Origin of the sequence: Rhizobium sp. AN80A, from assembly GCF_030053015.1 — a bacterium.
GTDB classification, from domain to species: domain Bacteria; phylum Pseudomonadota; class Alphaproteobacteria; order Rhizobiales; family Rhizobiaceae; genus Rhizobium; species Rhizobium metallidurans.
Genome location: NZ_JASJPX010000003.1, coordinates 1,622,433 through 1,643,716 on the forward strand (window position 1 = coordinate 1,622,433; position 21,284 = coordinate 1,643,716).

At 63.8% G+C, this 21,284-nt stretch carries 22 protein-coding genes and 3 pseudogenes; 9 read left to right on the plus strand and 16 right to left on the minus strand.

What is annotated here, in order from left to right; all coding sequences use genetic code 11:
- Positions 1-6 precede the first annotated feature (6 nt).
- Positions 7-693, minus strand: a complete 687-nt coding sequence (locus tag P3R82_RS19630; protein ID WP_283194981.1) for a glycoside hydrolase family 19 protein — start codon at positions 691-693, stop codon at positions 7-9.
- A gap of 149 nt (positions 694-842) precedes the next feature.
- Here P3R82_RS19630 and P3R82_RS19635 point away from each other — a divergent pair, with 149 nt between their 5' ends.
- A complete protein-coding gene (locus P3R82_RS19635; protein ID WP_281393562.1) occupies positions 843-974 on the plus strand; it encodes a hypothetical protein in 132 nt (43 codons plus the stop codon).
- A 54-nt stretch (positions 975-1,028) separates the two neighbouring features.
- Here the strand turns inward: P3R82_RS19635 and P3R82_RS19640 are convergent, their stop codons facing one another.
- A complete protein-coding gene (locus P3R82_RS19640) occupies positions 1,029-2,294 on the minus strand; it encodes a terminase family protein (protein WP_283196383.1) in 1,266 nt (421 codons plus the stop codon).
- Between the two features lie 352 nt (positions 2,295-2,646).
- Positions 2,647-3,234 carry a hypothetical protein gene (locus tag P3R82_RS19645; protein WP_283194982.1) on the minus strand — a complete coding sequence of 196 codons (588 nt, stop codon included), beginning with the start codon at positions 3,232-3,234 and terminating at the stop codon, positions 2,647-2,649.
- 318 nt (positions 3,235-3,552) lie between these two features.
- Between P3R82_RS19645 and P3R82_RS19650 the strand changes: the two genes are divergently transcribed.
- Positions 3,553-3,897, plus strand: a complete 345-nt coding sequence (locus P3R82_RS19650; protein ID WP_183899419.1) for an MmcQ/YjbR family DNA-binding protein — start codon at positions 3,553-3,555, stop codon at positions 3,895-3,897.
- A 21-nt stretch (positions 3,898-3,918) separates the two neighbouring features.
- Here the strand turns inward: P3R82_RS19650 and P3R82_RS19655 are convergent, their stop codons facing one another.
- Positions 3,919-4,410 carry a YcgN family cysteine cluster protein gene (locus tag P3R82_RS19655; protein WP_283194983.1) on the minus strand — a complete coding sequence of 164 codons (492 nt, stop codon included), beginning with the start codon at positions 4,408-4,410 and terminating at the stop codon, positions 3,919-3,921.
- A gap of 185 nt (positions 4,411-4,595) precedes the next feature.
- On the opposite strand from P3R82_RS19655, the pseudogene P3R82_RS19660 reads away from it, so the two are divergent.
- Positions 4,596-6,724 (plus strand): annotated as a pseudogene (locus P3R82_RS19660) (PBP1A family penicillin-binding protein).
- 250 nt (positions 6,725-6,974) lie between these two features.
- Here the strand turns inward: P3R82_RS19660 and P3R82_RS19665 are convergent.
- Positions 6,975-7,265, minus strand: a complete 291-nt coding sequence (locus P3R82_RS19665; RefSeq protein WP_112983289.1) for a GIY-YIG nuclease family protein — start codon at positions 7,263-7,265, stop codon at positions 6,975-6,977.
- 313 nt (positions 7,266-7,578) lie between these two features.
- Here P3R82_RS19665 and P3R82_RS19670 point away from each other — a divergent pair, with 313 nt between their 5' ends.
- A complete protein-coding gene (locus tag P3R82_RS19670) occupies positions 7,579-8,166 on the plus strand; it encodes a DUF1214 domain-containing protein (RefSeq protein WP_183901147.1) in 588 nt (195 codons plus the stop codon).
- Entirely contained in the window at positions 8,159-8,710 is a 552-nt protein-coding gene (locus P3R82_RS19675) for a DUF1254 domain-containing protein (RefSeq protein WP_283194984.1), read from the plus strand. Before P3R82_RS19670 ends, P3R82_RS19675 begins: the two co-directional genes overlap by 8 nt.
- Before the next feature lie 44 nt (positions 8,711-8,754).
- Here P3R82_RS19675 and P3R82_RS19680 read toward each other — a convergent pair whose 3' ends face one another.
- Positions 8,755-8,943 carry a hypothetical protein gene (locus tag P3R82_RS19680; protein WP_283194985.1) on the minus strand — a complete coding sequence of 63 codons (189 nt, stop codon included), beginning with the start codon at positions 8,941-8,943 and terminating at the stop codon, positions 8,755-8,757.
- A gap of 530 nt (positions 8,944-9,473) precedes the next feature.
- On the opposite strand from P3R82_RS19680, the gene P3R82_RS19685 reads away from it, so the two are divergent.
- Positions 9,474-9,680, plus strand: coding sequence for a hypothetical protein (locus P3R82_RS19685; protein ID WP_183901144.1), 207 nt, complete (start codon positions 9,474-9,476; stop codon positions 9,678-9,680).
- Positions 9,681-9,966: 286 nt separating this feature from the next.
- Positions 9,967-11,286 carry a hypothetical protein gene (locus P3R82_RS19690; protein ID WP_283194986.1) on the plus strand — a complete coding sequence of 440 codons (1,320 nt, stop codon included), beginning with the start codon at positions 9,967-9,969 and terminating at the stop codon, positions 11,284-11,286.
- Positions 11,287-11,292: 6 nt separating this feature from the next.
- Here the strand turns inward: P3R82_RS19690 and P3R82_RS19695 are convergent, their stop codons facing one another.
- The 3 genes and pseudogenes from P3R82_RS19695 to P3R82_RS19705 all read right to left on the minus strand — a co-directional run bounded on the left by P3R82_RS19695 (position 11,293) and on the right by P3R82_RS19705 (position 14,353).
- Positions 11,293-11,649 carry a DUF1491 family protein gene (locus tag P3R82_RS19695; protein ID WP_283194987.1) on the minus strand — a complete coding sequence of 119 codons (357 nt, stop codon included), beginning with the start codon at positions 11,647-11,649 and terminating at the stop codon, positions 11,293-11,295.
- A 55-nt stretch (positions 11,650-11,704) separates the two neighbouring features.
- Entirely contained in the window at positions 11,705-12,844 is a 1,140-nt protein-coding gene (locus P3R82_RS19700; protein WP_283194988.1) for a peptidoglycan-binding protein, read from the minus strand.
- Positions 12,816-14,353, minus strand: a pseudogene (locus P3R82_RS19705) (ATP-binding protein). Before P3R82_RS19705 ends, P3R82_RS19700 begins: the two are co-directional and overlap by 29 nt.
- A 453-nt stretch (positions 14,354-14,806) precedes the next feature.
- On the opposite strand from P3R82_RS19705, the gene P3R82_RS19710 reads away from it, so the two are divergent.
- Together P3R82_RS19710 and P3R82_RS19715 are read left to right on the plus strand one after the other, a co-directional pair.
- Positions 14,807-15,316, plus strand: coding sequence for a DUF5330 domain-containing protein (locus P3R82_RS19710; RefSeq protein WP_283194989.1), 510 nt, complete (start codon positions 14,807-14,809; stop codon positions 15,314-15,316).
- Between the two features lie 204 nt (positions 15,317-15,520).
- Positions 15,521-15,943, plus strand: coding sequence for a SufE family protein (locus tag P3R82_RS19715; protein WP_283194990.1), 423 nt, complete (start codon positions 15,521-15,523; stop codon positions 15,941-15,943).
- 28 nt (positions 15,944-15,971) lie between these two features.
- Here P3R82_RS19715 and P3R82_RS19720 read toward each other — a convergent pair whose 3' ends face one another.
- From P3R82_RS19720 to P3R82_RS19750, 7 genes and pseudogenes are all read right to left on the minus strand, one after another.
- Positions 15,972-16,799 carry a DUF6456 domain-containing protein gene (locus P3R82_RS19720; RefSeq protein ID WP_283194991.1) on the minus strand — a complete coding sequence of 276 codons (828 nt, stop codon included), beginning with the start codon at positions 16,797-16,799 and terminating at the stop codon, positions 15,972-15,974.
- Positions 16,792-17,229 (minus strand): helix-turn-helix domain-containing protein, encoded by a 438-nt coding sequence (locus P3R82_RS19725; RefSeq protein ID WP_283194992.1) that lies wholly within the window; start codon positions 17,227-17,229, stop codon positions 16,792-16,794. Before P3R82_RS19725 ends, P3R82_RS19720 begins: the two co-directional genes overlap by 8 nt.
- 270 nt (positions 17,230-17,499) lie before the next feature.
- Positions 17,500-17,931, minus strand: a complete 432-nt coding sequence (locus tag P3R82_RS19730) for a MucR family transcriptional regulator (protein ID WP_018901192.1) — start codon at positions 17,929-17,931, stop codon at positions 17,500-17,502.
- A 443-nt stretch (positions 17,932-18,374) separates the two neighbouring features.
- Positions 18,375-18,708: pseudogene (gene mnhG / locus P3R82_RS19735) on the minus strand (monovalent cation/H(+) antiporter subunit G).
- Entirely contained in the window at positions 18,705-19,184 is a 480-nt protein-coding gene (locus tag P3R82_RS19740) for a cation:proton antiporter (protein WP_283194993.1), read from the minus strand. Before P3R82_RS19740 ends, mnhG begins: the two are co-directional and overlap by 4 nt.
- Positions 19,181-19,654 (minus strand): Na+/H+ antiporter subunit E, encoded by a 474-nt coding sequence (locus tag P3R82_RS19745; RefSeq protein WP_283194994.1) that lies wholly within the window; start codon positions 19,652-19,654, stop codon positions 19,181-19,183. Before P3R82_RS19745 ends, P3R82_RS19740 begins: the two co-directional genes overlap by 4 nt.
- Positions 19,651-21,210, minus strand: a complete 1,560-nt coding sequence (locus P3R82_RS19750; RefSeq protein WP_283194995.1) for a Na+/H+ antiporter subunit D — start codon at positions 21,208-21,210, stop codon at positions 19,651-19,653. Before P3R82_RS19750 ends, P3R82_RS19745 begins: the two co-directional genes overlap by 4 nt.
- Between the last annotated feature and the right edge of the window lie 74 nt (positions 21,211-21,284).

The following is a 21,284-nucleotide window of genomic DNA, read 5'->3' on the forward strand; positions in this document are numbered from 1 at the left end:
GAGGGCTCAGCCCATAAGCCGGGCGATACCACGGCAAAGCCACTGCTTCAACCGGGCGAACCAGCCCCGCGGGCGGTCGGGGCGCAGGGCGGCGAGAAAGGTCTTGCCATAGCCCGCCAGTTTTTCGGCCCGGTCGGTGCCGTTGACGATGCGCCGCGCGTTGATCCAGTCGTCGCTCGTGGCGTTCAGATGGTCGGCAAGCTTGTGCCTGGAGAAGCTGCCCCGCACCATGCCCTCGATCAGGATCGACACCGCCGGCCCCATCTCCATCGCCCGGTCGGGATTGGCGACGAGATCGATGCCGACGAGCGGGCTCATGGCCTCGTAGTTGCGCTTGTGGGTGAGCTGCACGAGGCCGCGGCCGAGCCAGCTCTTGCCGTCCGCGTCGGGCCGCCAATAGGGCGTCTTCACCCAGGAGAGCTTGCCGCCGGCGAAGGCTTTTTCGAGAATCTCCACGGCGCGGGCATCCGTCGTCGCCAGCGTCTCGCGCACGGGCTGCATGGTGTAGGCGGTCTCGTGGAAGGCGGTCGCCAGGATATAGGCCAGCCAGCGGGGGTCGGCATCGGGCATCCGCTCCTCCCAGAAATTCAGAATCGCCGTCATGCCCTCGACCTGCGGCGCGGAAAGCGTGCCGTTGAACAGCGTGCCGCGCACCGTGTCGAAGAAAAACCGCCTGTCGATGTGGATAACCATAGCGTGTAATCCTAAAAGCTAATGAGCACTTCGTGTCCTTAATCGATTAAATTTATTTTAATCGTTTAAAGCGTTTAAGGCCCTGATTTACAGACCGTTTGGCGCGTGGCAGTGATGATCCATCATTCAATCCGTCTCTGGAGGACCGCATGACGCAGCCCGTTCACAGCAATCAGCCAATCATTCCGCAGCACGTGACGGACCAACTCGAAAGCGAGTGGCGTCAGGTTCGCCCGGTGCCGCAGGCGCCGCGCCCGGCCCCGCAGCAACAGCAGCGTTAAGCGCAAGTGCCAGGGGGTGTCAAACACCCCCTCATCTCCAGGCATTGCGGAATTTCATATTCCCCGCACCCTCGGCTCGCCGCCGCCTTCAAGCATCAATGCCGTCAGCGCCCAGACCAGCGCGTCCAGCCGGTCGGGAGAACGGCCCGAGGACAATCCGTCCGGGCCGAAATCGCACATCTGATCCTCCAGCGCCATGAAACGCCCGGCATGGGCGACACGCCCCTGCTCGTAGAGAGCCGCCACCGGCTCGGCACGCAGGAACTTGCCGCGCGTGGCGCGCACCGTCGCCACCGGCAATGTCTCGTCGATGCTTTTGAGCATGGCGGTCACCATGTCGCCGCCCTGGTTGATCTCGGCCACCACGCGGTCGGCGGCGAAGCGGCGATAGGCTTTCGCCACCGCGCTCGCCCAGCCGGCCGGGCTCGCGCCCTCCACCGAACAATCCGCCAGCACCACCGCGCGGCCCGCGCCATCGAGCCCGGCCACGACGATGCCGCAGCAGGAATTCGGTCCGGCCGCCGCCGGCGGATCGACCGCCACGACGATGCGGCGCAGATCGCCGGACATGCGTATCGTCACGGCGTCGAACATCTCGCGGCGCCACAGCGCATCCTCGCGATCCTCGATCAGCTCACCATCGAGCTCCTGGCGCCCCAGCCGGGTGCCGCCATAGCGATTTGCCAGCGCCTCGATGAAGCCGGGCGCCAGGTTGTGTTGATTGTCGCGGGTGCTGATGCGTGTCGTCAGCGTCGCCGGGTCCGATATCAGCGCCTTCAAGAGCGGGACCGGGCGCGGCGTCGTCGTTACCAACTGGCGCGGCGCGGTGCCCAGTCTCAGGCCAAACTGCAGCATGTCCCAGGTCTCCTGCCCGTGCTTCCATTTGGCGAGCTCGTCGCTCCAGGCGAAATGGAATTGCGGCCCGCGCAGGCTTTCGGGATCTTCCGACGAGAAAATCTGCGCCACCGCGCCGTTCGGCCAGACCAATCGGCGGCGGGATATCTCGAACTCGGGACGGTAGCGGCGGGCGATCCGCATGATGCCCGAGATGCCGTCGATCATCACCTCGCGGGCGTCGCCAAGCGTTTCGGCGATCAGCGCAATGCGCAGATCCGAGGAGCGACCGGCGCTGGCAATAGCATGCACCCATTCCGCGCCCGCCCGCGTCTTGCCGGAGCCGCGTCCGCCCATGATCAGCCATGTGCGCCAGTCTCCCGGCGGCGGCTGCTGTTCGTCGCGGCCGGTGAAGGCCCAGAGGTCGCCGAGCGATGGCCAGAGCTTCAGCCGTTCCGCCAGGTGCTCGGCGGAGAGATCGAGCATGTCGGCCGGCGAGAGATTGGGCTGGCCGTTATCGGGAACGGCGCCAGCTTCGGCATCGGCGCCAGCATGGACATCGGCGTTGGCATCAGCGTCAGCATGGAGGTTTGCGTTGGCGGACCGGGGCACACTGTTCGCCACTGCGTCAACCACCGGTGCCTCACCGGAAACCACCGCTGCGACCGTCCCGTTATCCGTTTGCGACATCGCCCCGATCAGCGTGGCGCCGGGCCTGCCGGCACCCAAGATCACTGCGCGGTCATCAGCCCGTTTCGCCACGATCGCATCCATCTTATGACTGTAGTCCAGCAAGGCGCCAACGACCTTGCTCGCATTGGCGTCCGCGACGCGCTTCTCAACCCGGTTCGGCTTCGCGACTGGCGAGCGCTGGTCCGTCGTCAGCGGCTGGGGGAGCGCCGTCGCGCTGCCATTCGGCCAGCAATTGCCGGGCGCGGGTTTCGGCCCGCTCTTCGATGCGTGCGAGGAATTTCGCTTTGGCATGGTCGAGTCCCTTCGCCGCTTCGCTTTCCTCGGCAGCCTGCTCGCGGTCGCGGGCGAACTGGCGCTGCAGCTGGTCGATTTTCTCCAGCGTGCGCACGATCAGCGACATGGCATCGGTCGCGGCCTTCAGATCAGCGCGGGCAAGCTTTGCGGCGGCATCGTCGCCACCGCTCGACGCCACCTGCTCGGCCGCCCTTCGCAGGTCGCGAAAGGCCGCGAACTGCTCACGCATCTCGGCCGTCATCTCGTTCAGGAGCACGCGCAGCTCTTCGGCGGGCGATGCGGCGGATTTAGTCTCCAGCAAGCAGGCCTCGGCCACTGCCTTCGCCCTGTCCGCGTCGAGCGCCTGCGAGGGATCGCCGTCATAAGCATGGTATTGGGAGGCATGGTGAGCCGGCCAGAGCCCAAACAGCTCCAGCGCGAAATCGTCGATATCGGTCATGGGAAATCCCGTGGCAACTGGTGTTGCGTGGAACGGCGGAGGGCCGGCAAGGCCTGTCGATCGGCCAGGAGACCATGCTCCCCGCCGCGTTCTGCCCGCAACTTTCCGACTATGCCATAAACCTATCAAAGCACCGTAACGCCGTCAAGGATTATTTTCCTATTCTCGCCGATTTCATATCAGCGGCCTTGCGGGCGACAACACGGTCGAGCGCAAGCCATTGCGCGACAATGGTTTTCCTTGCGCGTGCCGATCACCGGCGGCGGGTCAGTATTTCTGATTGGCCTCGCAATATTCTATTGTGCTAAAATAAAAATCATGACCCGCGAAGAGCTTGCATCTTTCGCGCTCAGCCTGCCCGAGGCGGTCGAGAGCGCGCATCACGGCACACGCGATTTTCGCGTGCGAACCAAGATTTTCCTGACGATGCCGGAGCAGGATTATTGCGTCGTCCGGCTGACGCCGGAACAGCAGCACATGACGCTGGCGGTCTCGCCGAAGGAGACGGTCGCGGTTCCCGGCGGCTGGGGGCTGCGCGGGTCGACGCGGCTGTTCTTTCAGCTGGCGAGCGACGCGCTGGTGCAGGATCTGGTGCGCCGCTCCTGGCAGAACGCCGCGCCGAAAACCCTGCAAAGACAGTTCGTTGTCATCCCTTCCCCATAAGTCGATTCAGCTAGAACCAACTCAGCGATTGCCCACCTCATCCGGCGTCTTCGGCGCATCGTCGCCCACCGTCAGCGGCCAGTCGACCACATAGTCCTCGTAATTGTCGACATCGATGCCGGTCTCGTCGATGGTGCGTCCGCGCGCCGAAATGCCGGCGATGTGCACCGTCTCGGGGTCGCCCGAGACCAGCGGATGCCACCAGTAGAGTTCGCGTCCCTCGTTGAGCAGCCGGTAGCCGCAGGTCGGCGGCAGCCACGGGATCTCGTCGACATTCTGCTTGGTCAGCTGCACGCAGTCGGGCACGAAATCCCAACGGTTCGGGTAGCTGGAACACTGACAGCTCTCGCCATCCAGCAGCTTGCAGCGGATCGAGGTGAAGTAGATATCGCCGCTCTCCCACTCCTCGAGCTTGTTGAGACAACAGAGACCGCAGCCGTCGCAGATGCTTTCCCACTCGGCATTGGTCATCTCGTTCAGCGTCTTTTGCTTCCAGAAGGGTTGCTCTTCCATCATTCCGTTCTTGCAACAGCACCCGCAAAATCGCGTGAGTGCTTTCCATTTCTCTTGTTCTTCCGTGGCAAATCAACCAAAGATTCACCCTGTGCCGGTAACCCCGGATGCGAGCGGCAGATTTGCCATAGTTCGACGTCAGGCTATTCCACGTCGAACCGACTGATCGGGCGGGAATATAAGACGTGACGGATCCGGACAATCCAGAAAACCAGCCGCGCAAGAAACGCCACTTGCTGCTGAAGATCGATTCCTGGATCGATTCCACGATCTGGAACGCCGGTTTCCGCTCCGCCGAAATCTGGGAAGACATCACCATCTTCTTCCGCCGCTTCCGCGTTCGCGGCTGGAAGCGCGCGGTGTTCGAGGTCGCCGGCGAAGGCCTGACATGGGGGTCGGTCGGCGCCGTCTTGATGCTCGCCCTTGCCCAGCCAGCCTTCGAGGCTACCAAGGAAGATTGGCGCAATCGCGGCGACTACGCCGTGACCTTTCTCGACCGCTATGGCAACGTCATCGGCCATCGCGGCGTCATCCACCAGAATTCGGTGCCGATCGACGAGCTGCCCGACAGCCTGATCAAATCGGTGCTGGCGACCGAAGACCGCCGCTTTTTCAGCCACTTCGGCATCGACGTGATCGGCCTGTTCCGCGCCATGGTCACGAATGCGCAGGCCGGCGGCGTGGTCCAGGGCGGCTCGACGCTGACGCAACAGCTCGCCAAGAACCTGTTTCTCTCCAACGAGCGATCGATCGACCGCAAGATCACCGAGGCCTTCCTGGCGCTCTGGCTCGAAGCGAACCTCTCGAAGAAGGAAATCCTCTCCACCTATCTCGACCGCGCCTATATGGGCGGCGGCACCTTCGGGGCGGCGGCGGCGGCGCAGTTCTATTTCGGCAAGAACATCACCGACGTCAACCTCGCCGAATCCGCCATGCTGGCCGGTCTCTTCAAGGCACCGGCGAAATACGCGCCGCATGTCAACCTGCCGGCCGCGCGCGGCCGCGCCAACGAGGTTTTGACCAATCTGGTGCAGAGCGGCATGATGACCGAGGGCCAGGTGATCGCCGCGCGGCGCAGCCCGGCCACCGTCGTCGACCGCAACCAGGTGGAATCGCCCGATTTCTTCCTCGACTGGGCCTTCGACGAAGTGATGCGGCTTTCTCCGCGCTTCAGCGAGCATTCGGTGATCGTCCGCACCACGATCGACATGGGCATTCAGAACGCCGCCGACGATGCCATGGAGACGTCGCTGCGCGAATTCGGCGAGAGCTACAAGGCCAAGCAGGGCGCGCTGGTGACGATCGAAAACGGCGGCGCCGTGCGCGCCATGGTCGGCGGGCGCGATTACGGCGAGAGCCAGTTCAACCGTGCCACCAAGGCGATGCGCCAGCCGGGCTCGTCCTTCAAGGTCTACACCTATTCGGTGGCCATGGAGAACGGCATGACACCGGACAGCATCGTCGTCGACGCGCCGATCTCCTGGGGCAACTGGAGCCCGCGCAACTACGAGAACCGCTATGCCGGCCGCGTCACCGTCGCGAACGCGATCGCGCAATCGATCAACACCATTCCGGTACGCCTTGCCAAGGAGAAGTTCGGGATCGCGCCGATCCGGGCGATGGCCACCAATCTCGGCGTCGAATCGCCTGTTCGGGACGACGTGACGATCCCGATCGGCACCTCCGAAGTCACGGTGATGGACCAGGCGACCGCCTATGCGGTGTTCCCGGCCGGCGGCTACCAGTCGCGCCGGCACGGCATCACCCAGATCCTCGACTATGGCGGCAAGGTTCTCTACGACTTCGAACGCGACGAGCCGCCGGCCAAGCGGGTGCTCTCCGAGAAGGCCGACGCCTACATGAACCAGATGCTCTCGCGCGTGCCCTATGTCGGCACGGCGCGCCGCGCGGCGCTCGACAACGGCATCCTGACGGCGGGCAAGACCGGCACGACGCAGGCCTACCGCGATGCCTGGTTCGTCGGCTATACCGGCAATTTCACCACCGCCGTATGGTTCGGCAACGACGACTACACCTCGACCAACAAGATGACCGGCGGCACGCTGCCGGCCATGACCTTCAAGCGGGTCATGGACTACGCCCACCAGGGCATCACGCCGCGCCAGATCCCCGGCGTCACCGCCCCCCGCCCCCCAAGACCATCGCCGCCGCCAAGCCCGCCGCCGACGCCCCGCCACCTCTGGTGCGCCCGCGCATGCTCTCGGTGGAATCGACGAAGTTGCTGAAGGATATCGGCGAAGGGTTGAAGACAGCCGCGCCGCTGGCGCCGCAGAAGGTGGCGAGCGCGGAGTGACGGGCTCTCTTTGACGTTAAGGGAAGGGAGCCATTCACGGCGCAGACGCGCCGTGGCTGGATTCCTGTGACAAGCACAGGAATGAGGGTGAGATTGGAATGACCGTCTCGACCCAAGGCCCGTAGATAGCTGAAACGCTCGAGAGCGAATTTATATACCGTCGACAGCTCCCACATTCCCTCATTCCTGTGCTCGTCACAGGAATCCAGCAGCCGTGTGTCCACACGGCGTAGGACTCTCTTCTTCAATCTCACAGCCCATGCAGATAGGTCGATATGTCTTCCCAGTCTGGATTCATCGACTCGATCAGATTGAGCTTCCACTGTCGCGGCCATTTCTTGATCGTCTTTTCGCGCGTGATCGCCTGAACAAGCAAGTCGTGCTCCTCGAACCAAACGAGGGTTTTGACACCATATCGCGAGGTAAATCCGGGTGTCAGTTCGTTCTGATGGTCATAGAGGCGGCTCGCCAGATCACGGGTGACGCCGGTGTAGAGCGTACCGTTCCGCTGCGAGGCGAGAATGTAGACATAGCCCTTCATGGTTGAAATCGTGCGGCAAGTGCTTGTTCTTTGCAAGTGCTGAGATGTGTCTCTCGCCGTGTGGACACACGGCTGCTGGATTCCTGTGACAAGCACAGGAATGAGGGAGTTTGAGGAGCTGCTTTCGTGAACAAGTTTCGTCAGTGCTTTCAGAGCCGTAGCAGGTGGTCAGTGCAAAACCTATCGGCTGGCGACAGCGACACTCCATCTCCACCCTCATTCATGGCACACCCCACCTTTTCCCCCTCCGCCATTCCGCCCGGCCAGAATCAGTGGTAACCCTTTCAACTGATTTGGCTATCAAGGGCGACCGGTGTTTCGATTTCCTCTCTTTATCGCGATGACGCTGATAATCGCCTTCGGCGGCGGCATTCTGATTTCGCTTTACGCGCTGAATGCGACCTCCGGTTTCGGCGCCATCAAGCTCGGCGCCTGGGAGGCCTTTCCGGAGTTGCAGACCGAGAATGCCGATCCTTACGCCAAATCGCACCGGGCACGCGCCGGGCGGCTGCTTTATGGCTCGGCCGAGGGGCTGATGTTCACCGCGAAGGTGGATGACGCCGGCAACCGGCTGGAAGCCGGATGCAGCTACAGGATCACGGGGCAGACGCCGCCGGCCCGGATCTGGACGCTGTTCACATCGGATAATTCGGGCAATCCGGCTTCGCTGCAGCCGGGGCTTCCGGGGGCGCTCAACTCGTGGACGGTGCTGCGCCAGCCCGACAGCAGCTTCGTCATCGATATATCGACCCGCGCCCGGCCGAACAACTGGCTGGCGCTTCCCGCCGCCGGCAGCTTTCAACTGGTGCTGACGCTGTTCGACACGCCGACGGCCGGCAGTTCAGGCGTCATCGACCTTGCGATGCCGAAGCTCGAAAAGACAGGGTGCGGCAATGCTTAGGGTCCTGTTCGCGCTTCTGGCCGGGCTCTTCGGGGCGGCGCTGCTTCATCTCGTCATCATCCTGTCGCTGCCGCATTTCACCGGCAAGGACGCGGCAACGCGCGTCGCCCTGGAAGGCGATCTCGAAACCTTCTACCTGCTCGGCCCCAGCGCGGACACGGCGGGGCTTTCCAACAACGACCCCTTCGTGCGCACGGCGGTGTGTTCGTTCGATATCGAGGAGAACCCGGTGCGGTTCACCGCCAGGGGCAATGTGCCGTTCTGGTCGGTCGCGCTGTTCGACGACGCCTCGAACGAGATTTTCAGCATGAACGACCGGACGTCGGTCGGCGGCGCGGTGGATATCCTGATCGGCAGCCCGATCCAACTCACCGAATTGCGCAAGTCGCTGCCGCAGGAACTGCAACGAACGATCCTCGTCGAAACGACGCGGTCGGGTGGATACGCGGTGCTCAGGACGCTGGCGCCGCAGGCCAGTTTCGAAGACGCCGCCAAGAGCTTCCTGTCGGAAGCCAGCTGCCAGGAGTTCGCCCCCTCCAACTAGGGGCGCTTGCCAATAGAACCGACGAACCGGGTAGCCGATCGCGGCTACTTGCGCTTCGTGCGCGAGGCGCTGCCGACGGCCACCGGCTTGACGGGGTCGGCGAGGCGCTCGTAGCGCACGCCGGTGTAAAGCAGTATCTGCGCCTCGGCGGGCGATCCTTCCACGCCGGACGATCTCTCCTTGCGGCCTGCCGTCCGAGATAGACGATCAGCCAATGCGATGACTATTGCCATTGTCGTCTCCCTGCACTGCCCGAGACGGATGAAGCTCAGATCTCACCCTGCCCGCCTGCGCGGACCGGCGCCCCTTGGCCGGACCAACCGGCATCGGGTCATTCGCGCCTTTCTCACGGCATATCGTGAACAATACCGTGATGCGTATCGATGTCGCCCGGTCGTCGGGCGCGTCCTGCTTCCCGAATTGAGACAGATGGTGGTTAACAGAATATTAATTTCTGGCCGAGATTTCCTCGCGATCCGGATATCCATTAAAACGCGGGGGCCCGCCCTTTGGTTGCACGACCAACCGGAAAGATTCGCCGTTCTGTCCGGGCATAAATTTTAGCATCGAATCATATAGTTAGCGCTGGCGCGCCGAATACCGGCCTGGCCATGGCCGATGTTGCGTATTTGCATCACAAAAATATTAATTGCAGTTCGCCGAGATGCCGCTAATGTCGCCTTGTCGGCCGAGGGCAAAACGCGGTCGCCCCTGGACTTGGTCCGGGGACTGGGTCTGACGGTTAACCAGGGTGGGCAGACAGATGTCTCTGTTGATTGGGCCGACATTTTCGCCTGAGGATCTCGATATCATGCGCCATGCGCTCGATGCCTGGTGCGCGGAAAAACGGATCGATATCAAGAGTTCGAAGGCTCAGGTCGCCGCCTCCACGGCGCTCGATCTCTACCAGTCCGGCTATGACGACGCCGACAGGCTGCTCTCGGCGCTGCGCGGACACCGGGCGCTTTAATCCATCCATGATGCCCGCATGACGGGCATGAGACACGCCACCGGAGCGCCTCGAACCGCTGCCGGCGGAGGATGCCGCATGTCACCATTTCGGGACGGTTCGCGGCAAATCTTCAGCAACGGTTAACCGTGTCCCTGTAGGATTTGTTCATATCCCGTATGTGGTAGAGGCGTCTTCGCGTCCAGGCCAGCGGCATCCCTCTAGCGTGTTCAGGGTGTGTTTTGTGCGTGACCGGTTTCGAGACCTAGAGGCCCCCTCCGCGAGCCGGAAGAAGGACGTGGTTCTCATGGCGACAGTGAGCAGTTTCGAGGGATTGCAGCCGCCGACCCGATCGGAGCTTCGCCAGTTCGCCGAATTGTTCAGCCCCCTCTTCGTCGCCTCCTCCGATGACGCCAAGCGGCAGGCCGTGGCAGCACTCTCGCAATGCGCCACCATTCCGCAGGCCGTCGCGCTGTTCATCGGCTGCCAGCCGATTTCGATTTCCGCGCCCTTTCTCATCTCCTCGCCCGCCATCGACGACGATACGCTGATCGCGGTCGCCCGCATGCAGGGCGTCGAGCATATGCGCGCCATCGTCAGCCGCGACGCGCTGTCGCCACGGGTGATCGACGTGCTGGTCGGGCTCAGGCATGCGACGCGGAAGCGGCAGGTGGACACGGTCGAACCCACGCCCGCCATCGACAAGGCCGAGGTCGCCGAAGCGCTGGCCGGCGCCGCGATGCCGTTCGCCGCACCGGTCACCGGGGAACCGACACCGGTCGTCGCCGAGACCGCGACGGCGACGGCGACCATCAAGTCCGCCGCACCGGTCGCCGAGGCTGTCGAGCCCCCGTCCATGGCGGCCGAGATTGTCCCCGTGGCCAGCGCGACCGTATCCGTCGTTACCGCTGAGCCCGTGGCCATCGAGGTGCGGACCCTAACCGTCGAAACCGACGCCAAGGTCCATGTGGTCGAGACGATCGCCGTCCTTGCGGTCGAGCCGGCACCCACCGCCGAAGCGCCAGCCGTTGCGGCCGAAGAGCGCAGCGCTCAGCCGACGGCGTCCCCTGCCCCTTCGGCGTCGGCCGAGACACCCGCGAGCGATGGCGGACGCGAGGAAGAGGTTCGCGATACGCTGCGCGGTCTGGCGCGTCATCTTGGACGCGACGACAACGACCGGCTGGGCATACGCACATTGTCGACGCTGCAATCGGCGCTCCTGGTGCGCTTTGCCCGCGGCCGCGAGGCGGTCGCCTTCGCCACCGCGCTTGCCGACACGCTGTCGGCCAGCCGCTGGCTCTCGGAGCGCATCATGCTCGACACGTCGGGCCAGCAGATGGCGACGACGCTGACCAGCATCGGCATGGATTTCTCGGACGCCGTCTTCGTGCTGGAGAAACTCTATCCGCACCTGGCGGAAGCGCAGCACAGCGTGACCCGCGCCTGGATGGTGCTCGACGCGCTGGATCCGGAAGAGTGCCGCGAGCGCGTCGAGGCATGGCGCCGGGCCGACAGCTACACCTACCTGCCGGAACAGGCGCCCGCCGCGCCGGTGAAGACCGCGCATAGCCGCGCCGTTCACCAGCCGCCGCCGCGCGCCATGCGCCTCGTCGGGCGTTCGCGCTGATCTGAATTAGAGCCGATCGTCGCGCTCGCGCGCCAGCGGCACGATATCGGCGACGTCATCGGCTTCGAGCTCGACGATCCAGAGATCGTGATCGAACCTGCGCTCCCGCTCCAGCATCGTCCTCACCGCATCCGCATCCTTGCGCTCGAGCCTGATCTCGAACAGCCGTTCGCCGCTGTCTTCCTCGTCGAAGAAGCTTTGCGGCGCCGGGCCGTAGAGCGTCTCGGAGCCATCGCGAAAATGCTGGCGGATGAAGATCGCCCCGGCCTCGTCGGCCCCCTTCTTCTCGACGGCGGCGAAATCGCCCCTGGCGAAGACGCGGCGCAAAAGCGCGGATACGAAGATGTCGGTGCGGAGTCTCATGCAGGCGGTATAAACCGGCGGAGGGGCGGCCGCAACGCGGCGGCCGATCACGCGCTCAGAGCGCGCCGATATCCCGCAGCTTCTTCAGCACCGCTTCGCTGGGCTCGCCGTTTTCGGGGAGATTGTAGTGCTTCTGGAAGCGGCGGATGGCAACGCGGGTCTGTTCGCCGACGACGCCATCGACGCCGACATTGGTGTAGGCCATGTTGGACAGGCCCTGCTGGATCTTCAGCACCATATCGACGCTGTTGAGCGTTTGCGACGGCGCGGTCGAAGGGGTTGCGGCGGCGCGGGCGACGGAGGCCTGCTGGGCCGGGATCGGCTGGGCGGAAACCTTCTGGGCCGGGATCTTCTGGGCCGAGATCTTCTGCACGGAAACCTGGCGCACCGGTACCTGGCCCACGGGCGTCTGGCTTACGGGCGCCTGGCTTACGGGTGTCTGACTTACGGGCGTCTGGCTCGCGGAAGCGTGGCTTGCGGGCGTCGGGGTCGGCGCCGTCTTCATCGACCTCTCGGCGCTGCGGATGGCGGCGGCCACGGGGTCTTCGGCAAGCGCCTCGGCGGAGACATCCTCGCGCGGGCGTTCGGCCGGGATGGCCGAGGGGCCGATGGCATCGGTTCTGAGCGCGGCCAGCAGCTCGGGCGTGGCGTCGCCGCGCTGCGGCATGCCGACGGTTTCCTCGAAAAACAGGATGGCGGCGCTGGTGCGCGGACCGATGACGCCATCGGGCGCGCCGTTATAGAGGCCGCGGCGGACGAGCTCGGCCTGGATATCCATGACCAGCTGGTTCGCGGGTTGGCCGGCGGCCGTCGCCGGCGGCACGGTGTTGGTGGTCGCGACGTCGCCGTTGTTGTCGCCTTCGCGTTCGATCTTGAAGGTGGTGACCTGGCCGGTGTGTTCCTCGGCCTGCTGGCGGCCGATGAGCGCGCTCGGGAACAGGGCGTCGCGCGTGCGCAGCAGCGGGCGCGGATGGGTGCCCGGCTGATACCACAGCGCGTTGGCGGCGACGAAGGAGAAGATCACCAGGAAGGCGACGGTGCCGCCGGTGATGGACGGATTGCGGCCGACGACGCCGCCGATCAGGCCCACGCCCTGCAGCCCCAGACCGCCAACGGCGGCAGCCCCAGTGAGAAGAAGGCTCGGCTTCTGCCTGCCCCTCTTTCCCTTAGGCGATCTTCGCTTGCTCGCGGCCATCGAAAAGCCCCTCTTCCAAGATGTCGGTCATGCCGGGCGACGTCTTCAGCCGTGGCGGAAATTCGACCGGGTGATTGGCCGAGATGTCGGCTGGAACGCCGGAGCCATCCGCCGCGATCGAGATCGTGATGATGGTGCCGGAACCCGGCGTGCTGGCAATGGCGAAGTCGCCGCCATGCAGCGCCACCAGGCCCTTGACCAGCGACAGGCCGAGGCCCGTGCCTTCGAACCGGCGGGTGTAATCGTTCTGGATCTGCACGAAAGGCTGGCCGAGCAGCTGCAGCTTGTCGGCGGGAATGCCGATGCCGGTGTCGGAGACGCAGAGCGTCAGGATGCCGTCGCGCACCGAGGCGTCGAGCGAGATGGCGCCGCCGGCTTCGGTGAACTTGACGGCGTTGCCGACCAGATTGATGAGGATCTGCTGGATGGCCCGCTGATCGGCCACGACCTCGTCGAGACCGCGCTGGATGCGGCTGGTCAGCGACACGCCCTTGGTCTTGGCCTGAAGCCCGAGCATGGCCTCGCAGGAGCGGACGACGGTGGCGATATCGAAGGGTTCGGGCACCAGCTCGTAACGGCCGGCCTCGATCTTGCTCATGTCGAGCATGGTGTTGACGACGGAGAGCAGATGCGCGCCGGAATCGCGCACAAGGCCGACATATTCGCGCTGGCGATCATTGGCGAGCTTGCCGAAATACTCGCCGATCAGGATATCGGAGAAGCCGAGAATGGCGTTGAGCGGCGTGCGCAGCTCGTGGCTGACGGCCGCGAGGAACCGCGACTTGGCATCATTGGCCGAGCGGGCGTCGGCCGCGTGGGCTTCGGCCTCGACGCGGAGCTGATGCTCGGTGGAGACATCGCGCAGCTGGGTGACGACGCCGATGAGCGCGCCATCGCCGTCGCGCCGCGCGGTCATGTCGGTTCTGAGATGGGAGAACTGGCGGTTGTCGACCGAGACCGACGGGCGCTCGAGCCTGAGATCGACGGCCGCCTGTTCCTCGCCCTGGCGCAGCTGATCGAGCGCCTGGAGGAAGAGGATGCGATCGGAGACGTGGATCTGCTCCATGAAGCCGCGACCGTCAGGCGCGCGCATCCAGGCGAGATAATCGCGCCTGTCGCGGCCGCCGACATTGACGACGGAGCCCTGCGGATCGAGGAACAGGATCAGGCCGGCCGAGGCTTCCATGAAGAATTCCTCGGCGGACTGGGTGGCGACACCCGAGGTGGCGATGCTCTGGCGCGACAGCGCGATGCTGCCGACGGCCGAAAACAGAAAGCCGCCGACGACGGCCGCAACGCCGGCCGGAAGGGCGACGGCCGGGCTGGTGACGACGGAGAGAGCAGCGGGAGCGACAACAAGGGCCGCCGAGGACAGGAGCGCAAGCCGGCGCAGGATCGTCAGCTCGCGCTGGCGTACCGCGGCACTTCCCCCGTCCGGGAGAGCCAGCGATCCGCCGCCCGGTCCACGAGGGCTGTCGCCCGATCCACGATGTCACTCAATACAAGCACGCAATACCCGCCCTGAAAAGGCTCTTCACTAAGGCCCGAGAATAGGCCCCGGGCGCTTAAGGAAAGAATAAGGGAAACGGCCGCTCCACAGCCGCAAAGCGCGAAAAGTCCCATTTTGGACCATCGTAAGGGCCCTTTGTTTTTTACGGTTAACAGCGAGTAAGCGACGGATTTCGCTCATATTTCGGCAAGTTGTTAACGCTTGTGGCGAGCGGCTTGCTCTGAAAGCCTGCAATTACAGGAAGCAGACTGTGGCATGCTTAACGGCAATGGCTACAATTCGACGGAAATGCGCCGGACGCGGTTTCGATTAAAATTTGAACTAAATTCGACGCAAATGCCACCGAGTTTCGAAAACCGGCATTCGCAAGTTTTAGCTAGGGTGAAAGCACACCGGAAAACGGACCTGATTCGGCGCCAAGACCGAGCGGGAAAACAGGATGGGCAAAGACTATGTGGTTTCTGATCAAATCATCTGTATGGCTCGGGCTTCTCTTCGTCGCCCTGTCGTTCTTCAGCGGCGAGCGCCCGGCGAACAGCGGAGCCGGATCGACATTGCAGATCTCCGACGCCTTCGTCGCGGCGACGGGCGCCTATGACTATCTGAGCGGCCTGTGCGGCGAAAAGCCCGAGGTCTGCGCCAAGGGCGCCGAAACGATGGCGGCACTCGGCCAGCGGGCCCGCACCGGCGCCCTCGTCGCCTTCGAGCTGCTCGACGACAAATTCGGCGGCGGCAAGACCGACGCCACGGCCGCAACGCCTTCCGTCGGCCTGGCGCCATCGGCCGCCCAGAGCGCGGCGGCCGGCCAGCAGCTGCGCGACAACCCGACCGTGGCGCTGAACCAGCCGATGCCTTACCGCCCGCCCGTCGACGACGGCGAGGACGGCCCGACCGCCCAGGTGGCGACCGACCGCGTGACGACCGGCGCCATTCCGCTGCCGACGCCGCGCCCGGCCATCTGACGAATTCGCGGCCAACGCCGCATCCCAAGCTTGCACCGGCGACGGCCAGATGGCCCCGCCCTGTGCCTGACGTGCCTGCCCTGTTTATTCTTCAGCATTTTGCTGCGCCGCGAGGATGCCCATCCTTCGCGGCGTTTCTTTTTAATGGTTCAAATCCAGCGGCCCATCGCCTATATGAGCGGGAGACAACGAAAGGCCACTCGCATGACGTCCCTCGATCAGATCATCGACGATTTCACCTTCCTGGACGACTGGGAAGATCGCTATCGCTACGTGATCGAACTCGGCAAGGCGCTGCCTGACCTTTCGGACGACAAGAAGACCTCCGCCAACAAGGTCATGGGCTGCGCCAGCCAGGTGTGGCTGGTGACGCATGCATCCGACGACGGCGACAATCCCGTGATGACCTTCGAGGGCGATTCCGACGCGCATATCGTGCGCGGGCTGGTGGCCATCGTGCTCGCCACCTATTCCGGCAAGACCGCTTCGGAGATCGCGGCACTCGACGCCTTCGAGGTGTTCGGCAAGATGGGGCTGGTCGAGAACCTGTCGGCGCAGCGCTCCAACGGGCTGCGCTCGATGGTCAACCGCATCCGCGAGGAAGCGCGGCTGCGGACAGCGGCGTAAGGGCGAGCTTGCCTTTCAGCTTTGACAATCAGGACCAGAGCTCCGGCCGGTAATCGGGCGCGCCCCAATGCTGCGTGCGCGGGCGGCCGGCGGGCGGTTGCGGGTTGTAGTGGCGCGACAGCGCCAGCAGCGCGGTGCGCAGCATCAGCTTGGCCGAGCGCACCGGCCATTGCCGTTCGCGCTCGACGGTCTCCAGCCCCTTCATGAAACAGCAGACGTCCAGCGCCACGCCTGACAGTTCCGGCCCCAGCGCCTCCAGCGCGCGGTTGACGGCAAGGCGGGCGGCGACGGCCCTGTCGGTGAGATCCGCCATGCCGCCGCGTCCGCCGCTGGCGCGGCTCGACAGGCGCGGCTCCCATGAGGCGGTGACGCGCGGCTGCAGCTGGGCGCGGGTGAAATCGGCGTGCAGCCTTTCGCCGGCCTTGATCGCGGCCTCGGGCATGAAGGCGGCGCCGTCGCGGTCCTTCAGCCGTTCGAGGCTTGCGAGCGGCGATCTGTCCCTGTCGACCCGCAGCCGCCTGACGACGCCATCGACCTCGCGGGCGCTTGTCTCGATCTCCGCGTGCTGCGTGAGAAAGGCCTCGTCCGTCTCGGCGGCGGCGCGGCGCAGATAGGCGCGCGCCTGATTGGATGCGCGCAGCAATTCGCCCTGTTCCTCGACGAGGCCGGAGGCGCGTGCTTCGGCGATGAGGGTTGACGGAAAGCCGGCGGTGGTTCCGTCGGCGAAGAGAATGTCGGTATCGCTCCCCTCGCCCTGATGCCGGCGCGCTTCGCCGCGGATCAAGAGCTTCAGCAGTCTCACCATCGGCTTTTGCGAGGGCGTCGGCTTCGTCTTCGCCTTTGGGGATTTACTCATGGCCGTATCCTTCGCCGGACCGGAAGATGGAATTGACGGTGCGCTCGACGGCGGCGACGAATTCGTCATAGGCGGGATCGTCGCGGCGATCCTCGACCACATGGCAGGCATGGCCGACCGTGGTGCGATCGCGGCCGAAGCCGAGGCCGATCTCGTGGAGCGGGATCTGCAGCGCGACATGGCAGACATACATGGCGATCTGCCTGATGTGACAGAGCGTGCGGCGGCGATCGCGGCGCATCTGCACGGGATGGCCGGCGATCATCACCATTTCGGTGGTGACCTCGCAGCAGATGCGGCAGACGCGGCGCACGGCCTCGGCGGCGGATGGCGGGGAAAAATTCCGGGAAAGCCCGGTCTGCTCGTCCCCATGAAACGGGGATAGCGGCGCATTCGCTGCGCCGGGCGGGGAAAAATGTCCAATCGGCATATGAATACTCCTATGAATAGGAATTAATTCATACACGCTATACAGGAACGGGGATAGACGAAAGCGCGCCGTGATCGATTTCGTCTGATTCCGCTCACGAATTTTAACGGGCGTTGAAATTTTGTGGGATTATTTTCCTCGTTCGGCAATCCTGGTCTCTGCTTTCCGAGCGTCTCCCGAAACCGGCGCCCACTTTCGGGAGATATGCCTGGATACGAAAAAGCCGGGCTTTCGCCCGGCTGATCGTGATCAGGCAATGCTAAAACAGTATCAACCGCGGCCGCGCTTGCGGCGCTGACCGAGACCCATTTCCTTGGCAAGGCGCGAGCGCGCCTCGGCATAGGCTGGCGCTACCATCGGGTAGTCGACCGGCAGATCCCACTTTTCGCGATATTCCTCGGGCGAGAGGCTATGATGAGTCATCAGATGGCGCTTGAGCGACTTGAAATTACCGCCACACTCAAGGCAGGTGATCTGCTCATCCTGGACGGACTTGCGCACAGAGACGGCAGGCTTCTGCTTTTCAACGACAGCCATGGCCGGTGTCGGCGTCGACGTGTTGCTCAACGCCGAATGCACGTCCGAAATAAGATTGGCGAGGTCGCCAACCGGAACGACGTGGTTGCTGACATACGCTGCGACGATATCCGCGGTAAGCTCGACCAGCAATTCTGGCCCGCTACCGGCTGCAGTATCCGTCATATTTCGTTTCTCCTGTTTGCATGCTCAAAAGGTCTAGAACCGCCTTGGCCCGGGACCGCTATCGTAGAGCGAACAGCAAAAAACTCAGTCTGCGGCTACATGTTTCGAAAAACTGAAATCCACCCCTAGATTCCTGAGGCCGAAACCCGTTCTTATACTGCCTGATCTTGCATTAGTACGCACACACCCGCACACGACCCTCAATTAAACATTGAAATTCAAAGCGACCGAGGAAATATGCAATGTGATTCTAATTCAATATCAGAACTCTACTTGAGCATCAATTATCACCGTTTTGCGAAAACGCCAATTAATATTTCATATATATCTGTCAAAAAGCGCCTCTATCCCAAGAATTAGTGGGCCGAAAGGGAAACATTAATCATCCTCACATCTGCTTAAAACTGCAAAAATCTGCTTAAAATCTTGAATATGCGGCACTCTTACCTTTCAAGAAGATCGTCCCGCACCGAAGGCGGCAAAAGACGATAACCTGTCTTGTGTGCCGCCCTGGCCAGCAGATGGGCGGCGAGCGGCGCCGTCAGTATAAAAAACACGAATCCAGCAAGCGCACGTGCAAATACCGCGATTTCCCCCGATCTCGATGCCGGCCGCAAATAATAACAGCCCCGAGCCCACCGTTCCGGCCTTCGACGCAGCATGCATGCGCGTGTATAGATCGGGCAGCCTGACAATACCGATCGCCGCCACCAGCGCGAAAAGCGCCCCTGACAGCAATAGTAACGCGACGACGATGGCGGCGACGTAATCCATCATGTCCTGTCCTTCTTCGTCTTGCGGCCACCGCTTTTTGAAACGGGTTTGAGCTTGGCATCCGGTTTGCGCTTGGCATCGGCCTTCAACTTGGCGCCGTGTTTGGGCTTGGCATCGCTCTTCGACTTCGCATCGGGCTTTTTCGAGGCCGGCCGGCCGGTTTCATCCGTCTGCGTCGCCACGGCGGCCCGCGCGCCCGACATCGGCCCGCGCGAGAGAACGAAGCGGGCGAAGGCGACGGTGGCGAGGAAACCGACGAGGCCGAGCGAAATGGCGATGTCGATGTAAAGCGCGAAGCCGGTCTTGACGGCTACGACGGCGAGAAAGCCGATCGCCGTGCCCGAGAGGGTGTCGAGCGCCAGGATACGGTCCGGCAGGGTCGGCCCCACGATCACCCGCCAGGAGGCGACGAGGAAGGTGACGGCAAGGATGACGAGGGCCACGGATGCGGCGGTGGAGACGATCGCGCCGGGCGTCATCGGAAGGCCTCCATGATCTTGCGCTCGAAGCCATTGGCGATATCGCGGCTTATCGCCTCCGGATCGGCGCAATCGAGCGCATGCACGTAGAGCGTCTTCCTGTCGTCGGAAACATCGACCGACAGCGTTCCCGGCGTCAGGGTGATCATGTTGGCGAGCAGCGTGATTTCGAAATCGCGATCGACGGTGAGCGGAAAGGCGAAAATGCCCGGTTTCAGGTTCATCTTAGGGCTGAGCACCGTCGTCGCCACCTTGATGGCCGACAAAGCGAGATCCTTGAGAAACATGAGCGCCAGCGAGGTGATCGCCATAACGCGCCATAGATAGGCCTTGCTGCCGAAAGGCTCGCGCACGAGAAAAAGCGCCAGCGCGCCGAGCACGAAACCGAGGACGAGATTGTGGGCGGAGGCGCTGCCGCTCAGCGCCGCCCAGGTGATCGCAGCCAGGAGATTGAGAAGCAGGGCGATCATGGCGCGACGCCTCCGGGGAAGACGGACTGGATGTAGGGATAGGGATCGGCTAGCTCGACGGCGACCGATTGCGTCAGCGCCAGCAGCCGCTCCGGCAACAGGCCGAAGCCGACGATGAACACCGTCAGAAGCAGGAGCGGCAGCATCGCCCGCCAGCCGGCGGCGACATGGGTCTCGGCGCTTTCGGTGGCGGGGCGCCAATAAGCAAGCAGGAAGACGCGGCCGAAGCAGATGGTGGTGAGCAAGCCGCTGACCAGCACCGCGGCGGCCAGCCACCAGGCGCCGATATCGAGCGAGGATTTGACCAGGACGAGCTTCGGCCAGAAGCCTGAGAATGGCGGCAGGCCGCAGGCGGCGAAGAACAGGATGAGCGAGATCGCCGCGAAGAGGCCATTGCGGCGATAGAGGCCGCCCTGCCTCGTCAGCGAGAAGCTACCGCCGAGAAAGGCCATCTGGCCGGCCGCGAGATAGAGTGCCGTCATCAGCAGCATGGAGTTCAACGCATAGAAGACCGTGCCGGACAGCGCGCCCGGTGTTCCCACCGCGATGCCGATCAGCATGTTGCCGATCCCGGATATGACGACATAGCCGAGCAGCTTTCTCATATCGTCCTGCGCCAGCGCGCCGAGCGCGCCCAAGATGGCGGTAGCCGCGCCTGTGATGGCGATCAGCAGGCTGAGCTCCTCGCGCTCGAGCGGGAACAGCATCACCAGTACACGGATCAGCGCGTATATGCCGACCTTGGTGAGCAGCCCGGCAAACAGCGCGGAGACGACGATGCGCGGGGTGTGATAGGAGGCAGGCAGCCAGAAATTGACCGGAAAGGCGGCCGCCTTCATGGCAAAGGCGAGCAGGAAGAGCGCCGCCAGCGTCGTCAGCGGCGCGGTCTGGCTGCGCTCGGCTGCCTTGGTGGCGATGTCGGCCATGTTGAGCGTGCCGAAGATGGCATAGAGAATGCCGACCGCGATCAGGAACAGCGTGGTGCCCAAAAGATTGAGGACGGCGTATTTCATCGCGCCGTCGATCTGCCCGCGCTCGGAGCCCAATATCAGCAGGCCGAAGGACGAGATCAGCAGCACCTCGAACCAGACGTAGAGGTTGAAGACGTCGCCCGTGAGAAACGCGCCGGTGACGCCGGCCATCAGCATCATGAGAAACGGGAAGAAGCCGTAGCGCCGACCACCATCGTCGATATCCGACAGCGCGTGGATGCCGGCGGCCAATGCCGCGATCGCCGCCGCCAGCGCCATGACGGCGGAGAGCGTATCGACGGTGAAGGCGATGCCGAACGGCGGCAGCCAGCGGCCCATCACCATGGTGAGCGGGCCGCCCGCCATGACCTTGGCGAGGAGCGCCGCGTCGAGGGCGACGAGCAGCGCGAGACCGGGAATGGCGAGTGAGGCCTGCAGGCGAACGGAGCCGCGCGCCATCAGGAGGATGGCGCCGAGCGTGATGCAAAGCGCCACCGGGGCGATGACGAGCCAGTCGGCGACCGGCACGGGGGACGTGACGAGGGCCGCGGAGAAATCGGGGATGGGTTGGGTGGGGGTGGCCATCTAGGGGGTGGCCTCGCATGGGCGTGGTGCGGGTGCTCTTGGGCGTGGTGCGGGGATGCCCTGCTCTGTCGACG

Excerpts from the sequence above, each read along its gene's own strand:
- P3R82_RS19710 (WP_283194989.1), top strand. The coding sequence starts at position 14,807 with ATGTGGTTTCTGATCAAATCATCTGTATGGCTCGGGCTTCTCTTCGTC.
- P3R82_RS19680 (WP_283194985.1), bottom strand. The coding sequence starts at position 8,943 with ATGGCAATAGTCATCGCATTGGCTGATCGTCTATCTCGGACGGCAGGC.
- P3R82_RS19640 (WP_283196383.1), bottom strand. The coding sequence starts at position 2,294 with ATGCTCGATCTCTCCGCCGAGCACCTGGCGGAACGGCTGAAGCTCTGG.
- P3R82_RS19725 (WP_283194992.1), bottom strand. The coding sequence starts at position 17,229 with ATGCCGATTGGACATTTTTCCCCGCCCGGCGCAGCGAATGCGCCGCTA.
- P3R82_RS19630 (WP_283194981.1), bottom strand. The coding sequence starts at position 693 with ATGGTTATCCACATCGACAGGCGGTTTTTCTTCGACACGGTGCGCGGC.
- P3R82_RS19655 (WP_283194983.1), bottom strand. The coding sequence starts at position 4,410 with ATGGAAGAGCAACCCTTCTGGAAGCAAAAGACGCTGAACGAGATGACC.
- P3R82_RS19700 (WP_283194988.1), bottom strand. The coding sequence starts at position 12,844 with ATGGCCGCGAGCAAGCGAAGATCGCCTAAGGGAAAGAGGGGCAGGCAG.
- P3R82_RS19695 (WP_283194987.1), bottom strand. The coding sequence starts at position 11,649 with ATGAGACTCCGCACCGACATCTTCGTATCCGCGCTTTTGCGCCGCGTC.
- P3R82_RS19675 (WP_283194984.1), top strand. The coding sequence starts at position 8,159 with ATGCTTAGGGTCCTGTTCGCGCTTCTGGCCGGGCTCTTCGGGGCGGCG.
- P3R82_RS19750 (WP_283194995.1), bottom strand. The coding sequence starts at position 21,210 with ATGGCCACCCCCACCCAACCCATCCCCGATTTCTCCGCGGCCCTCGTC.
- P3R82_RS19650 (WP_183899419.1), top strand. The coding sequence starts at position 3,553 with ATGACCCGCGAAGAGCTTGCATCTTTCGCGCTCAGCCTGCCCGAGGCG.
- P3R82_RS19665 (WP_112983289.1), bottom strand. The coding sequence starts at position 7,265 with ATGAAGGGCTATGTCTACATTCTCGCCTCGCAGCGGAACGGTACGCTC.
- P3R82_RS19715 (WP_283194990.1), top strand. The coding sequence starts at position 15,521 with ATGACGTCCCTCGATCAGATCATCGACGATTTCACCTTCCTGGACGAC.
- P3R82_RS19730 (WP_018901192.1), bottom strand. The coding sequence starts at position 17,931 with ATGACGGATACTGCAGCCGGTAGCGGGCCAGAATTGCTGGTCGAGCTT.
- P3R82_RS19720 (WP_283194991.1), bottom strand. The coding sequence starts at position 16,799 with ATGAGTAAATCCCCAAAGGCGAAGACGAAGCCGACGCCCTCGCAAAAG.
- P3R82_RS19635 (WP_281393562.1), top strand. The coding sequence starts at position 843 with ATGACGCAGCCCGTTCACAGCAATCAGCCAATCATTCCGCAGCACGTG.
- P3R82_RS19690 (WP_283194986.1), top strand. The coding sequence starts at position 9,967 with ATGGCGACAGTGAGCAGTTTCGAGGGATTGCAGCCGCCGACCCGATCG.
- P3R82_RS19645 (WP_283194982.1), bottom strand. The coding sequence starts at position 3,234 with ATGACCGATATCGACGATTTCGCGCTGGAGCTGTTTGGGCTCTGGCCG.
- P3R82_RS19745 (WP_283194994.1), bottom strand. The coding sequence starts at position 19,654 with ATGATCGCCCTGCTTCTCAATCTCCTGGCTGCGATCACCTGGGCGGCG.
- P3R82_RS19685 (WP_183901144.1), top strand. The coding sequence starts at position 9,474 with ATGTCTCTGTTGATTGGGCCGACATTTTCGCCTGAGGATCTCGATATC.
- P3R82_RS19740 (WP_283194993.1), bottom strand. The coding sequence starts at position 19,184 with ATGACGCCCGGCGCGATCGTCTCCACCGCCGCATCCGTGGCCCTCGTC.